Origin of the sequence: Methylobacter arcticus (genome assembly GCF_050917435.1) — a bacterium.
Lineage (GTDB): Bacteria > Pseudomonadota > Gammaproteobacteria > Methylococcales > Methylomonadaceae > Methylobacter_A > Methylobacter_A titanis.
In genome coordinates this window covers 265,901-280,012 of the sequence record NZ_CP159583.1, presented here as the reverse complement: position 1 = coordinate 280,012, position 14,112 = coordinate 265,901, and the positions used below count along the sequence as shown (strand labels likewise).

Genomic DNA, 14,112 nt, shown 5'->3' with positions numbered 1-14,112 from the left:
CTCTTATTCCGTTCCCGGCAGACTGACCCGATGTTCCAGCCATTCCTGCAAAAAGTCCATAAAGCCCCTGACCTTGGCTGACAAATACTTTCGATGCGGATAGACCGCATGGACATCCAGGGGTGGCGAGGTGTAATTTTCCAGAACAACTTTCAGCCTGCCCTTTTCAATATCTCTGCCGACAATGTAAGTTGGCAGCATGACCAGCCCCAAGCCGTTAATGGCGGCGATGCGTATCGGATCTGCCGCATTGGCCTGTATTCGCCCGGAAACCGTTATCCCGGTATAGCCGGCATCACCTTTGAACAACCATTTATTTCTCGGTGCGATAGCCCAATTAACCAGGCAGCTGTGATTTTCCAAATCTTCCGGCATCTCGGGCATACCGTATTGTTCAAAATAGTCCGGCGACCCGCAAACCACCAACGACGAACTGGCTAATTTCCGCGCAAACATACTGGTATCATCCAACGCGCCCAGGGATATAGCCAGATCAATCCCCTCATCGATCAAATCGCCGGGGCTGCTCTGTAAAATCATCTCGACAGTTAAATCGGGATGCAATTTCAAAAATGCAGACACCGCGTGAGCAATATGGGTCGCGCCGATGACCGGCGGAGCGCTGATCCTTAAAACTCCCCTGGGTTCAGTCTGTAAATGCGTTACTGCGGCTTCCATCTCCTCAACCTCAAGCAACACCTGCTGACAGCGTTCCAGATAGGACGCGCCCACGTCGGTCAGGCTTAAGCTGCGCGTAGTTCGGTTAAATAATCGCGTACCCAGAACCCCCTCAAGATGCATAATATGCTTGGTTGCCATAGCCCTGGAAATATCCAGGTCACGCGCACCGCCAGCAAAGCTTCCGGCTCTTGCGACCCGAACGAAAACGGTCATACTGGTTAATTTATCCATTTACAATCGCCTATTTTCTTTCCATAACACATCTTCAATCTCGCATTGCGGCACAAAACCGACAACGACATCGGCCAAAACTTCCCTAATCCGCTCAAAATCATCGTCATTTGTTGCCTGCTCTAATATCGCCAGCAACTTTTCCAGCTCAGACCAAGCAATAACATGCTCTTGTGCCCGCATAATTCTTTTATGACTGGTTTCTGAAACATTATCGCCAATCAAAAGCTCCTCATACAGTTTTTCCCCATGTCTCAAACCGGTAAAACTGATTTCGATCTCGCCCGCTGGATGATCTTTATCTTTTATTTCCAGACCGCTCAAGTGAATCATTCTTTTTGCCAGATCAAGAATACGAATGGGCTCCCCCATATCCAGCACAAACACATCGCCGCCCTGCCCCATTGCTCCCGCCTGAATAACCAGCTGAGAGGCTTCAGGTATGGTCATAAAATAGCGAATAATTCTTTCATCGGTAACCGTTACCGGCCCACCTCTTGCGATCTGCTCTCTAAACAACGGCACCACAGACCCCGAAGAACCCAATACATTGCCAAACCTGACCATGGTAAAACGGGTTAAATACTTATTTTCGGCATCCAGGCTTAACGCTTGTAAAATCAACTCGGCAAAGCGTTTAGTTGCACCCATGGTATTGGTTGGCCTGACGGCTTTATCGGTTGAAATAAGCACAAAGGTTTCGACTTTTGCGTTTATCGCCGCTTGTGCCGTGCGCAACGTTCCAAAGACATTATTCCAGATGGCTTCGCCGGGGTTTTTTTCCACCATAGGCACATGCTTATAAGCTGCTGCATGGTAGATCGTTTGCACCTTAAAGGTATTGCATACCTTTTCGACACGATCACCGTTCGCAACAGAACCCAGCACAGAAATAATGCCTATTTCTTTAGCACCTTTTGTTTTGGTTAAAAGATAATTCAACTCTTTTTCTACGGCATAAAGCGCGAACTCGCTTAATTCAAATAAAATCAGCATCTTGGGCTGTAATTGAATAATCTGCCGACAAAGCTCTGAACCGATAGAGCCGCCCGCCCCGGTCACCATCACTACCTTACCGGTAATATTGGCATGAAGAAGAGATTGATCGGGTGCTACCGGATCGCGCCCCAAGAGATCGGCAATATCAACTTCCTGCAATACATCAAAAGTGACCTTGCCTTGAGCAATATCAGATAACCCCGGCATGGATCTAACATGAACGGAATAAGGCTCCAACAAACGGATAATTTCATTTCTGCGCGCGCGACTGGCCGATGGAACCGCCAGCAGAATATCTGAAACCTGATGTCTTTCTATCAAATAACTCAAAGAACTGAGCGGATAAATGTGTAGCCCGTTGACCTTGCGTTTATGTAACGCTGAGTCATCATCAATAAAAGCAATCGGCCTGAATTCACGCCCGTGCCCTAATGCCGAAGCCAGCTGTACCCCGGCACTGCCAGCGCCATAAAGCACTACATTTCTCTTGCAGCACTGTGCTGCACTTCGGCCGCCACTGAAGCGAGAATCAACCCCTCCCAACCACCAGCGCGCAAAAAAACGACTACTGCCGACCAGTAGCATCATATTCAACCCGTTTAGCGGCAATACCGTCCGGGGAACCCCACTGATACCAGTCTCATACAAGACAAATGCAAACACCAGCGCATAAAGCGTCGTCGCCTGAATAATGGTCCAGAGTGCCCTAATTTCTATGTAACGAATAATCGCACGATATAAACCTAACCTAAGAAAAATAGGCACAGCGAGAACAGGTGCCACGGCAAATAGATACCACTCATCGCCTTTAGGGGCATACAGTACGCCCAGGCGCAAAGAAAAAGCCGCCCAAAGAGCAAGCACGGCAAAAAGCACATCAGCACTGATGAGCATAAATGCTTTCTTCTTCCGAGGCAGACCAATGAACCAGTGCGCTAATCGTGATCTCATAAATTATCCCTGTTTTCTATTGTAATTCTCATTATAGTCGATTCAATAATTACACTCCTGCTTAGGAGCGTACATGGAATTGAGCATTGAGCAAAATGAAGTAGTGGATTTATCCGCCCAGGGCGAATGCATTCGCCCCTACAGATGCTTAGATGCTCAAGTCGTTCCTATGGCCGGAACAATGGAAAGGGCTATGTATTACGAATTGACTGAAATAGCTTGCTAATCAAGATCTGATTTGATTGATGCGCCACCTCGGGAACCAACAGATCGCAGTATTGACGACAACACGCCCAAAAGCAGACCCATAACCAAGCCAGCCACAGCAAAAAGCGGTTTTTTAGGAAAAACCGGCTCCGTTGAAACGTGTATCCGTCCCAGAACATCGGTAGCAAAAGTTCGCTCGGGACTAAGCTGCTCTTCGAGTATGAGCTTGCGATCACGGAAACTACGCAATTCCCCTTCACGCGCAATAAGGATATTGCTTAACAAAGCAGCCTGAGGAAAATTCCCATTATTTAACAAAGCGGCTCCCCCGCCCAAGGACTTGGCCAATTGTTCAGCTTCCGTTTTGGCGTGTTTCAATTCCGATTCAATTAACGCCAACTCTTGATGCCAGCGATGGATGGTGGGTGCTGACATCCGTAGATGAATAGCTTTCAATTCATTGACGACCGCACTCATATTTAGCTTGGCCTCATCAGGGGACAGGCCTCTCAACGTTAAATTGATCAACTCCGATTTTTCCAATTTCACTTTAAGGGTGTCGCGAAACAACTTGGCGTCAGCGTCATCTTCGCCTGTCTCCATCCCCAAGCTTCTCAACACATCATTCTGAAATGATGTGTTTTTAATGCGATCGACTAGCTGCAAAGGAGGCTCTATGGGATTCGCTACAATCCCTACAAACCCTAACTGCCCAACCCTAATCAAAGCGTTCGCCTCCCATTTTGCAGGCAAGACAAAGGCAATTGCCCATCCTAAAACACCGCCTATCAATGCACCGCCCAGAAAAATACCAAGATTCCGTCGAATAAACGCTACCAAATCAAGCAAGTTATACTGATCATCAAATTGATCTTCACGAGTCGCCAATGCTGCATTTTCAGATTTATCCATATTATTACTTGCCCTCAATTACTTTGCCTAAATACCCATTGCCCGGGATTCCAAACCCAAATCTAAAACCGCCAAAACCAGCAAAGCAGCCATTTATTCACCTTAATGCTGAATGCCATCCCTACCCAACACCTTAACAAAAGTCAGGAAAATGATTTTCAAATCCAGCCAAAAAGATTGACTATTCACATAATCGACATCCAATTTAACCTTAACGGGAATCGGTAGTTCATCTCTGCCGTTGATCTGCGCCCACCCGGTCAGCCCCGGCAGCACTTCATCAACGCCATATTGCGTACGCAATGCAATCAGGTCATCCTGATTAAACAAAGCAGGCCTCGGACCGACAAAACTCATGTCACCCTTGAAGATACTCCAAAGCTGCGGCAACTCATCCAGACTCGATTTACGCAAAAAAGAGCCGACAGGCGTCAAGAATTGCGCAGGATCAGACAAAAGATGCGTAGCTACAGCAGGCGTATCGACCCGCATCGTCCTAAATTTCGGCATTTTGAAAATCTTGTTATGTCGCCCTACGCGGTCAGACCAATAGACGATAGGGCCAGCAGAGGTCAATTTGACCAGTATCGCCACCAAACAAAGCGGTATCAATAAAATCAGCAGCGCGAATAAAACCAAACTAAAATCGAATAATCTTTTCATATCCATGCCGGTCAACGATTTGCAAGAAAATGTGCAACGGTTTTATCAACCCCCTCTTGCATGGTAACAACAGGCTGCCAGCCCAATGTTGATTGGGTATGCGTAATATCAACTTGCAACGAGCCCAATAACCGGCTCGCCACTGCAGATTTGCCCAATAATGCAGCAGCACCCGCGATTATCCTGGCAGGAACAGGCAATAATAAAGAACGCGTTCCCATGGAAGCCGAAAGCATACGCAGCAATTCTGAAATGCTCACATCATGATCATCCGATACCATAAACGTCCGCCCTGCTGCAGCCGGATGATGGCTGCAGGTAATCAGCAAATCAACCAGATTATCCCGCGCCACCATGCTTCTACGATTATGGACGGCCCCCAAGGGTAAAGGCACACCCATTTTCACCCACCGCATTAACTTCAAGAAGTTTGCGCGCACGCCTGGACCATACACCAAGGGTGGGCGAATAATGACGACCTCAAGACCGGTATCGCGAGACAACTCCCGCAGTGCAATTTCCGCTTCAAGCTTTGATTGCCCATAAGGATCGAGTGGAGCCGGTACATCGAAAGCGGAATAAGGTTTGCCGGTGGTTTCTTCACCGTTCACCTTAACGCTGCTGACAAAGACAAAACGCTTGACGCCGGTTATGACTGCCTGCTGCGCCAAATTCATTGTCGCATCCACATTCACCGCTCGAAAATCCGCCAGTGGATTGCTGCTCTTTTCATTCATCACATGAACACGCGCCGCCAAATGTATAACGGCTTTACAGTCGACAAGAGCAGGCCCCCAATCTGTCGATGCCGACAAATCGCCTACTGGAAACTCATTATCACAAGACCGTGTACGTACTGCGGCAATCGCATGAATGTCTTTCTTGAGCAGCGATTCACACAGCGCACTACCCACAAAGCCGTTGGCACCTGTTACCAGTATTTTAGGCATTATTAATCCCACCCCGATTCAAACTCTGACGCCAACGATGCTTCATACAGGCCGCAATATCACCCGCACGTCTTGCCAGAGAGTCAATATATTTACTATGCAACATAGAATAGGGCAATTTCAAATCCCCATCGCCGTTAAAACTTGTGCATTGATCTTATGCACATCGAATTTTTCTTCAGTCATACGACGACTTTCCGCGCCCATCTCAGGAATGAGCGAAGGCTGTTCAATAAAGCGCAACATCGCCTGTGCCAATGCTTCAGGATTGCGTACCGGCACCATAAAGCCATTCACACCGTCAATGACAGTTTCTCTACAGCCTGGCACCTCAGTCGTAATAATGGGACGCCCCATCGCCATGGCTTCCTGGGTGCTGCGTGGCAGTCCCTCTCGATAAGACGGCAACACAAAAACACTCGCTTGAGCAATCCAATCACGCACATCAGCTACCTGACCCGGCCATTCCACGACCCCCTCAGTGACCCACGCCTGCACTTCTGCTTCGGGAATAGAGCCGGGATTAAGATCAACATGGCCCAGCAGTAAAAAACGCGCATCGGGATGGACAGCCTTCACCCTGCGAGCTGCATCCACATAATCGTAGATGCCTTTTTCACGTAGCAGCCGTGCCACTAAAATGAAACAGAACGGCTGCAAAACCGGGGGTACAACGTGATAATAATCTACATCCAGGCCAATGCCATCTATTAACCGTACCTTAGTTGCAGCCACCATGGCAGACTCAACAAACAGTTTTTCATCATCCCGATTTAGCATAAAAACGCATTGCGTCTGGCTCAAACTTAGCCGATAAAGCTGCGTTACCAAGGTGCGTAAAACATGACGACGCAGCGAGGTTTTATCGGAATCGGTAAAAACATAACCAGCGCCTTCAATCATGGCAAAGCGCTTGGGCACACCCGCCAAACGCGCTGCCAGCGTGCCATAAATGACCGGCTTGATGAAATAAGCCAACGTAGCATCCAACCTCAACCCGCGTAACTGCACAGCCAGCCGACACATATCCAGCGCATCACGCACAGGATTCATGCCGGTGCGTGACATCGAAGAATCTAGCGGGATTGCTCCCAGAGCCGCCACAGCCGCACGCTTGGCATCGTCATAATCTGGCGCTAAGGCATAAACGGTCACACCTCGCCTTACCATTTCAGCCACTAACGGCCCGCGAAAGTTACTGATAGAGAAAGCTTGACTGGCTATGATGCCTAATCGATATATTTTTTTTGGCTGTCTCACCTTGACATGCTCCCCGACCTAAACGACGCGGCTTTACCCTGCGTTTTGGTAAACAATTGCGCTAATCGTGGCGCCGTTACCTGAAGACAGTATCTTTCCTCGACCAATCTGCGCCCTTGTACGCCCATGTCTGCCCGTTTTTGCGCATTTAAAAACAAGGCACGAAATGCATAAACCCAATCATCAACCGTCGATGCAAGATAACCATTAATATCATCCTCGACGATTTCCGGGTTCACTCCCACAGGCGACGCGATCACTGGCTTGCCGCAAGCCATGTATTGAATCAGTTTGTAGCCGCATTTACCCCGTTCCCACGGCGAATCGATCAGCGGCATGATGCCAATATCGAAATCCTGAATGTCACTGACCTCCGAATCTTCCGACCAGAGTCGGCAATCAACGTCGAGCCCAGGCCAAGCAAACTGAGCACCGATGACACGCAACTGCAGGGGAAATTCCGTTGCCAATACATTGAGCGCGGGAGCAACAAGATCAAGATATTTTGCCGTGGAAGGTGAGCCCATCCAGCCGACGACCCAGCGGTCTCGCACTATGGGACTCACCACCTGATAACGCTCAAGATCAATCACCGTCGGAAGAAGCTCGACAGGGTGCGCGCCCGCAGAACGCGCCCTTTCAGCGAGGTAGGCATTGCCGCCAACGACCAGCGCCGCATTCCGCATCACCTTATCAATTTTGTCGGTTAAAAACCGTTTAGCCAGGCCGGGATTTTGATCGTAATTATGAAATATGGCGTCATCGTAATCCACCACATAAGGGATGCCTAACGAACACAATGCTTGTTCAAACCATGCCGGCAAATTAGGAAACAGCTCTTTTTCTATCCAGAGCAGATCAAAATTTTTCGCCTGCAATAGTTTGACAGCCTGCATCCAATAATCACCAAAAACGGCAAGCCAGTTCGTCGCCTGTTTGGCATAAAGCCGTCTGATATAGTCGTCGCTCAGCAAAGGCGACACGTCCACGTCAATGCCCATAGTCTGCAATATCGGCACATACTGATAAATACGCATGCGACTGCTGGCACCCAACCGACCGTAGCGCGACAGCGCAAGCACTCTCACCGCGTGCTCCCCTTAAAAATCCAGTCAGGCAACCAACGCAACAACATGCCGTAAGCAGTCCAGGTTTCCTGCAAGGATGTCCAGGAACGGCGGCCAATGGCCAGCGCTGACCGCGACACAGGTTCAATGAACAAAGTGGCGAGCAAAACCGCTGTTGCCGCCAACGGCTTGAAATGCTTGAAAGCGTAGAGGATGCGACTACGGAGCGAGTAAAAAAGCCGCTTCGCTTTCACTTGATCAGAAGTGCCGCCACCCGCATGGAACGCCTGCGCATCCGCAAAGAAGCAACTGGACCAGCCCAATTGCTTGGCGCGATAGGCAACATCCACTTCTTCAAAATAAACAAAAAATTGTTCATCGAAGCCCTGGATTGCATCAAAGACACCGTGTCGAATCAGAAAAAACGCACCGATGACCTGATCCACCTGACGAGTAGTCGCATGATCCCACTCGCTCATAAAGTGACCAAGAGCCGGGATAATCCGGTCCAAACCGATTGCATGGGCAACAAAACCGGAGGCTGAAGGGAAGCGGGCGCAACTGCGTGCGACATGCCCCTGTTCGTCAATGAGTTGCACGCCGCAAATGCCAACCGTTGCATTGTCTGGCTTTTGCATAAAATTAAGCACGTTGATCAAGGAATCAGGATATAAACGCGCATCGGGATTCAGGAACAAAATAAATTCACTGTTCGCGTGTGCCGCACCCCGGTTGCAGGCTTTGCCGAAGCCGAGATTCACGCCGGCGCGAATAAGGCTGACATTAGGCAAATGCTCAACCGTTGTTTCTGAGCCGTCAATTGAGCCGTTATCCACCACAATAATCTGACCGACAAAGGCTTGCCCATACAGAATGACCGAATCAACACACTCAAGGAGTTGAGTTCCGGCATTCCAGTTTACGATAACAACATCAACTTTCAATTTTATCTCCAAACCTATCGGCATGAGATTTCCGAATCCAAACCGTCATATTAAAAAACGGAAGTAATAATAGAATGGCAAAAAATAGCCAAAAGGACATTAAAGAAAAATACTGATCTTGAAACCATTGCATAAACAGTGGGTACATACTCAGGGAATACAACAGTATGGCCACCGGATTTTTTTGCTTGGAAAACCCATATAAAACAGCGTGCATCAGGCCAAATAAAAATTGCATAAACAGCGCGAAATAAATGCCGAAATCCTTAAAATAGGGTTGAAATACAGTATAAACATTGGTTGGGCTTGGAATATAAACATAGTCCTGAAGCATCCCCTTTACCTCAACATCAAAGCCAAGTGCGGCAAGTATTGCATACATCGTCCTGAAGGTGTTATCACCATAGTCCAAATGCTTACTGGTCGAAAAAATCTCTTGAAAAGCCGTAATACCACCCAGCAAATATAGCCAAAAAGCGGAAACGTCTTCTGCCTCGGCATCGAATCTACCCAGAAAACTGCCAATAACAAAAAATACCAGCAAGAGTATGCCAAAAAAAACTAAAGCCTTGCCTAGGGTAAAAAAATCCATTCTCGTCAGCGACAAGATAAACAAAGACGGAATAAACAATAAAAACAAGAACGTTCTTCCCGTACTAAAGACCGCATAGATGAGGCAAATCGCCAATGGAAACACTATTTTTGTCGACTTAAGCGATGTATCCTTATCCAGCAGACAGAGGAAAAAACAGGAAAACGCAATCGGCAAAAAATACGAGATAACGCCATACCCCTGCGGATTTTCCTCATCAATGATTGACAATCTCAGGTTGACGAAAAAATTATCCGTCGTTCCATGGCTTGCTAAATCCAAAGCTCTCAGTATCAAAAAGGGAAGCCCAAGCAGCGCAACATAAAAATACAGGCTTACTATTTTTTGGTCCGGCAAAACAGTCATATATCTTGATGCCGCATTATTTTTCCCGATCAAACTGACTCCGAGTATGGCGCCACAAGAAAATAAAAACATTGAAATGAAAATAATAAAATATATTTCAACGATTAATACCTCCATCCCATGAGGCACAACTCTATGTAACAGAATAATGGTGACCCAGAGTAAAGAATGCAGAACGGCCGGACTTTTAATATCGCGCCACAACAGCCCATTAGCAATCGCCATAACCAGACACATGCCGACGCTAACATAGATGATGAAATCATTCATGCGTACCTCGCAATGTCGACTCACCTAACCCGATAAATTTTTGTTGCTTTATTATTCTCGCCATCACCACAAGAGCCAGAGTATCAACGGCCATTCGCAACACCCAGGCAATAGCCGCCCCCGCCACGCCATAATGACTGATCAAGACATACAGAGCCGCAATAAAAAAAGGCAATTCCGCCAGGTGAAGCATGGCCGTCATCTTGGTTTTGCCGTAGGCATGCAATAAAGCAAAATACATCGCGCCAATCGCATTAAAAAATACGCCGATACACAGTATCTGCCCTACCCGCACCGATGCTTCTGTCAGCTGCGGACCGATCCATAAATGCAGAAGATAAGGCATGACCCACGCCAACACCGCCATTAACATCAGCATTAACCCCGTGACCCGATATAACCAAAGCTGGAAAGTGGCGGCCGCTTGCTGCGGCGCACTATGAATCAAATGAGTAATCACCGGGAAAGCGACAGTGGTGACAGCGCCAACAAACAGTAATGTCTGCACCGTCACCTCATAAGGGATCACGTAGAGTGTAACGGCCGAAGCGGATATCAAAGCGCCCACAAAAAAACGATCTGCCTGCACCAAGAAAGGACTGACCATACTACTCAGAGTGAACCAGCCGCCAAACTGCAATAAACTCCGGGCGAACTGCTTGCCGTAGTTTCCACGCCTGATATGCCCCTCCTTGACCATACAATGGTGCGCACAACGCCTATAAAACACCAAAGCCAGGCAACGCGACAGCACCAGCGTTGCCACTAACCAATGCACCTGGTTAGTGTATAACGCAACCAGAAACGGCGCGCCGAAATTGGCAGCGCCTAAAAACAAGCGCAGGATGTTAATGCTCTTAAAATTAAGATAGGCTTCGTTGACCCCGCGATAGCTTGCACTGATGGCCTGCATCGGCAACGCCAAGCCGAGCAGCAGCATCGATAGCTCGATTTCTGCAGCCGGTACCATGTCAGCGTGAATAAGGCGGTATGCTCCGCTCAACGCAGCAATGACAATCAACACCATACCCACACCGCCAGTAACCAAGGTAATCCTGACTGCGGTGGCGACCACATCGGGTATCTGCTCATTGTCAGCGCCGCCGCGCAACACAGATATTCGCTGAGTGATCGCCCGACCAATGCCAAGATCCAAAGCGCCGGCATAACCAATCAAACCCCAGGCCAGCGCTAAAAACCCAAAGCGTTCAGGGCCAATGAGTGTCAGCAGTTTGGGTACGGTCAACGCCGCTATTAACAAAGGCAGACCTAAGCCTGCCAAGTTCCATAGGATGTTACGAAAGTGCATTAAAAAAATCTCGATTCTGAAAGTTTTTTGATCGTGAAAGCGCCAGAATACCCCGGCCTTTAGCCCATAAGTATCGACACAAGTACTTGCCCCTTCTCCCTTGAGGCATAGGTATCTACACCAGTTATTTGCCCATTGCCGCGATAAAGGGTAGGGGCGATCCGGCAGGCCGCCCATCGTGCAACGCTATGAGTGAATTAATTTTCATGGCTAAGTTGGCACGCGCCTTTATCGCGACATAGGCGTCGCTCCCACTAAACGAGATACTGCACCACATCAGACTAAGGTGATAAGGGGCGACCTCGGCAACCGCTCCTGCGTTGCTCTACCTCCTGCATAATCCACAGGGATGTGGTGAATGCAGATATTGCAGGAGCAAATATCTGTCCATGCAGTCGTGCCGGATCGCCCCTACAATTTAACTTGTGTAGATACCTACGCACCATCAGGCATAAAAAACCACCCAAGCGGATCAAGGATTGGATGGTTTGTTGGGGGAGCGATTAAACGATGACATACAGATGAGGCCTTTAAACGCGTGGGCAAAAAAGCACCGCCTAAAAGCGCCTACTTTTGGTGCCCACCCTACCCGGCTTATTATTTTTAGGTTATATAATTTTCACCAATGTAGCAACTGCTCCAATTGCAACAACCATTAGCCCCCCCAACTTTATAATCATTCGTTGTTCAAGTTGCAGCAAACGCGTATCCAGCCTTTCATTTAATCGGTCTTCCATTTGCTTTAAGTCTTCACGAGTGGCAACTTCTTTCAAATTTAGCTCAAAAACTTCCGCTAACGCTTCTGCTTCAGCCTCTGCAATCCGTGATTCGGCTCCAGCCGCTTTTAGTTTGTTTGCATATTTCAAAGTATCAAATGTAATTGCCGCCATTCCATTTCTCCTAATTAGCCAGACTCAGTATAACACAGCAAAAAACGTCCCTCAAAATGGTCAACATTTCATCAAATTTCCTTGCTGGTCTGAAACCTCTTCCTTCAGAAAGACTAGACATCTTACCTAAATACAGCTACGTAGACAGGAATAAGCCGGCTCAAGCGATAGCGAGAACCGGTGTTTCCGGCGCTCCTGAATTTGCCGGAAACGCTACCACGCGCTACGATTGGGTAGTCTTATTCCTGCCTACACAAACTATTTGTCTCGTTCCCAAAGCTCCAGCTTGGGAACGAGGCATTTATTCGACATCCCTTGAAACACTGGATAGTTTATTGGGGAGCGATTAAACGATGATAGACAGATGAGGCGTTTAAACGCGTGGGCAAAAAAGCATCGCCTAAAAGCGCCGACTTGCCGGAAACGATCACCGTCCGCGAGTTTGCGGTGAATGGGAGGGTCTATGTGGCAACACTGCTGAATGCAAAGAGCTTTCATAAGCAAGAGCTTGCCAGGCTTTATAAAAAGCGCTGGACGATCGAGTTGGATTTTCGTTCGATCAAAACCAATAGGGGCATGGAAATGTTGCGGTGTAAAACGCCGGATAGGGTAAACAAGGAAATAGCCATCCACCTACTGGCATATAACATAATTCGTGGGAATTTGGCACAGGCCGCCAGTCTGCATGAAAAGATCCCACGCCAACTTAGTTTCAGATCGGCAGTACAGCTGGTAATTCAAGCTTCCAAGCAGATCGTCGACTTAACAGGGGGCCGGCTTATAAACGCCTTGCAGGCATTATTAAAGGCGATGGTATCAACACCCATTGGAAAACAAAAACGCAAGAGCCAACCAAGGGCTGTCAAGCGCCGACCAAAACCCTTTCCTTTGCTAGCTGTGCCAAGAAACGAGGCATGTTTAATACTCTGATTTTATTTGTTTTATTTTTACGGTAGCAGTATTGGGGTCTGATCCCTATTTCCTCCTCTTTTTCCTTCTTTCCCCGCTTTTCCCGATCTCCCGCCGCTGCCCATAATGCGTGTTATGTTAAAATAATTGAGCCTTTTAGATGATGTTTGATTTGTTTTTAAAAAACAATACGGTGAATGGTATAATTACTAATATGGAATATTTGTTAACTGATCATGCGAAAAAACGAATCGCAAAACGACGGATTTGCCTTAATTGGATTGAAGAGGCTTTGGCTTATCCTGCAAGAATCGAATCTGATAGAGACGATGCCGCTTTGGTTCATGTTTTACGCCCCGTTGCTGAGTGTGGTTTTCGAGTATTGCGTGTAATTTACAATGAAACAGTTAACCCTGTGGCGATTGTAACTGCCTATTTTGATGATGAGGTAAAAGACTTATGAAAATTGAATTCGACCCTCAAGCGGATGCAGCATATCTTGAATTAATTGAAGGTACTGTTGAGCGAACCGAGCAAATTGAACCAGGAATCATCGCCGATTTTGATAAACAAGGGCGTCTTTTGGGGTTTGAAATATTGTATGTTAGCAAACGGTCATCCCTTGAGCCTTCGCAAAGAGCTGCGTAACTCTACTATGTCTCGTTCCCAAGCTCTAGCTTGGGAACGCCTACCTTTAGGTAGAAAACAAGTCAATGGGGTCAGACTCCAATACTGCTACCGCAAATGTAATTAATCTATAAATTACAACCAGATGTAACAAGAATAAGGTTAAGATCAGGCTCTATTCTGATAGAGTACAGGGCATTACCCTGCCCGATGAATAACTTAACCCTGCCACCTATTATGAAAAGCCGCATTAAGCAGCAAATCGACCGATTCAAAAAGTCCTT

The 14,112-nt window shown here is 47.6% G+C and carries 14 protein-coding genes and 1 pseudogene; 4 read left to right on the top strand and 11 right to left on the bottom strand.

The window, feature by feature from the left end:
* Positions 1-3 precede the first annotated feature (3 nt).
* Positions 4-912, bottom strand: a complete 909-nt coding sequence (locus tag ABXJ76_RS01355) for a LysR family transcriptional regulator (protein ID WP_340121611.1) — start codon at positions 910-912, stop codon at positions 4-6.
* The gene (locus ABXJ76_RS01350) at positions 913-2,862 is read right to left on the bottom strand and encodes a polysaccharide biosynthesis protein (RefSeq protein ID WP_432743388.1); all 1,950 of its coding nucleotides are present in this window, start codon (positions 2,860-2,862) and stop codon (positions 913-915) included.
* Positions 2,863-2,935: 73 nt separating this feature from the next.
* Between ABXJ76_RS01350 and ABXJ76_RS01345 the strand changes: the two genes are divergently transcribed.
* Complete coding sequence (locus ABXJ76_RS01345) at positions 2,936-3,088, top strand: hypothetical protein (protein WP_432743386.1); 153 nt, start codon at positions 2,936-2,938, stop codon at positions 3,086-3,088.
* On the opposite strand, the gene ABXJ76_RS01340 is transcribed toward ABXJ76_RS01345, so the two are convergent.
* The 9 genes from ABXJ76_RS01340 to ABXJ76_RS01300 form a co-directional block, all read right to left on the bottom strand.
* A complete protein-coding gene (locus ABXJ76_RS01340; protein WP_432743384.1) occupies positions 3,085-3,981 on the bottom strand; it encodes a hypothetical protein in 897 nt (298 codons plus the stop codon). The genes ABXJ76_RS01345 and ABXJ76_RS01340 overlap by 4 nt on opposite strands.
* Positions 3,982-4,083: 102 nt before the next feature.
* Positions 4,084-4,644 carry a sugar transferase gene (locus tag ABXJ76_RS01335; RefSeq protein WP_432743382.1) on the bottom strand — a complete coding sequence of 187 codons (561 nt, stop codon included), beginning with the start codon at positions 4,642-4,644 and terminating at the stop codon, positions 4,084-4,086.
* Positions 4,645-4,655: 11 nt separating this feature from the next.
* Positions 4,656-5,594, bottom strand: coding sequence for a UDP-glucose 4-epimerase family protein (locus tag ABXJ76_RS01330; RefSeq protein ID WP_432743380.1), 939 nt, complete (start codon positions 5,592-5,594; stop codon positions 4,656-4,658).
* 120 nt (positions 5,595-5,714) lie between these two features.
* Positions 5,715-6,854, bottom strand: a complete 1,140-nt coding sequence (locus ABXJ76_RS01325; RefSeq protein ID WP_432743378.1) for a glycosyltransferase family 4 protein — start codon at positions 6,852-6,854, stop codon at positions 5,715-5,717.
* A complete protein-coding gene (locus tag ABXJ76_RS01320; protein WP_432743376.1) occupies positions 6,851-7,942 on the bottom strand; it encodes a glycosyltransferase family 4 protein in 1,092 nt (363 codons plus the stop codon). The genes ABXJ76_RS01325 and ABXJ76_RS01320 overlap by 4 nt, the downstream gene beginning before the upstream one ends.
* A complete protein-coding gene (locus ABXJ76_RS01315) occupies positions 7,939-8,865 on the bottom strand; it encodes a glycosyltransferase family 2 protein (RefSeq protein WP_432743374.1) in 927 nt (308 codons plus the stop codon). The genes ABXJ76_RS01320 and ABXJ76_RS01315 overlap by 4 nt, the downstream gene beginning before the upstream one ends.
* Entirely contained in the window at positions 8,855-10,093 is a 1,239-nt protein-coding gene (locus ABXJ76_RS01310) for an O-antigen polymerase (RefSeq protein ID WP_432743373.1), read from the bottom strand. Before ABXJ76_RS01310 ends, ABXJ76_RS01315 begins: the two co-directional genes overlap by 11 nt.
* Entirely contained in the window at positions 10,086-11,402 is a 1,317-nt protein-coding gene (locus tag ABXJ76_RS01305) for a flippase (protein ID WP_432743371.1), read from the bottom strand. The genes ABXJ76_RS01310 and ABXJ76_RS01305 overlap by 8 nt, the downstream gene beginning before the upstream one ends.
* A gap of 608 nt (positions 11,403-12,010) precedes the next feature.
* Positions 12,011-12,292 (bottom strand): DUF1640 domain-containing protein, encoded by a 282-nt coding sequence (locus ABXJ76_RS01300; protein ID WP_432743369.1) that lies wholly within the window; start codon positions 12,290-12,292, stop codon positions 12,011-12,013.
* A 414-nt stretch (positions 12,293-12,706) separates the two neighbouring features.
* On the opposite strand from ABXJ76_RS01300, the pseudogene ABXJ76_RS01295 reads away from it, so the two are divergent.
* The 3 genes and pseudogenes from ABXJ76_RS01295 to ABXJ76_RS01285 all read left to right on the top strand — a co-directional run.
* Positions 12,707-13,222, top strand: a pseudogene (locus tag ABXJ76_RS01295) (transposase); the annotation flags it as partial.
* A gap of 139 nt (positions 13,223-13,361) precedes the next feature.
* A complete protein-coding gene (locus ABXJ76_RS01290; RefSeq protein ID WP_432743367.1) occupies positions 13,362-13,664 on the top strand; it encodes a DUF4258 domain-containing protein in 303 nt (100 codons plus the stop codon).
* Complete coding sequence (locus ABXJ76_RS01285) at positions 13,661-13,849, top strand: DUF2283 domain-containing protein (protein ID WP_432743365.1); 189 nt, start codon at positions 13,661-13,663, stop codon at positions 13,847-13,849. Before ABXJ76_RS01290 ends, ABXJ76_RS01285 begins: the two co-directional genes overlap by 4 nt.
* Positions 13,850-14,112 lie beyond the last annotated feature (263 nt).

Bases quoted from the DNA above. Each gene is read 5' to 3' on its own strand.
- ABXJ76_RS01355 (WP_340121611.1), bottom strand. From the start codon at position 912: ATGGATAAATTAACCAGTATGACCGTTTTCGTTCGGGTCGCAAGAGCC.
- ABXJ76_RS01350 (WP_432743388.1), bottom strand. From the start codon at position 2,862: ATGAGATCACGATTAGCGCACTGGTTCATTGGTCTGCCTCGGAAGAAG.
- ABXJ76_RS01345 (WP_432743386.1), top strand. From the start codon at position 2,936: ATGGAATTGAGCATTGAGCAAAATGAAGTAGTGGATTTATCCGCCCAG.
- ABXJ76_RS01340 (WP_432743384.1), bottom strand. From the start codon at position 3,981: ATGGATAAATCTGAAAATGCAGCATTGGCGACTCGTGAAGATCAATTT.
- ABXJ76_RS01335 (WP_432743382.1), bottom strand. From the start codon at position 4,644: ATGAAAAGATTATTCGATTTTAGTTTGGTTTTATTCGCGCTGCTGATT.
- ABXJ76_RS01330 (WP_432743380.1), bottom strand. From the start codon at position 5,594: ATGCCTAAAATACTGGTAACAGGTGCCAACGGCTTTGTGGGTAGTGCG.
- ABXJ76_RS01310 (WP_432743373.1), bottom strand. From the start codon at position 10,093: ATGAATGATTTCATCATCTATGTTAGCGTCGGCATGTGTCTGGTTATG.
- ABXJ76_RS01305 (WP_432743371.1), bottom strand. From the start codon at position 11,402: ATGCACTTTCGTAACATCCTATGGAACTTGGCAGGCTTAGGTCTGCCT.
- ABXJ76_RS01300 (WP_432743369.1), bottom strand. From the start codon at position 12,292: ATGGCGGCAATTACATTTGATACTTTGAAATATGCAAACAAACTAAAA.
- ABXJ76_RS01290 (WP_432743367.1), top strand. From the start codon at position 13,362: ATGATGTTTGATTTGTTTTTAAAAAACAATACGGTGAATGGTATAATT.
- ABXJ76_RS01285 (WP_432743365.1), top strand. From the start codon at position 13,661: ATGAAAATTGAATTCGACCCTCAAGCGGATGCAGCATATCTTGAATTA.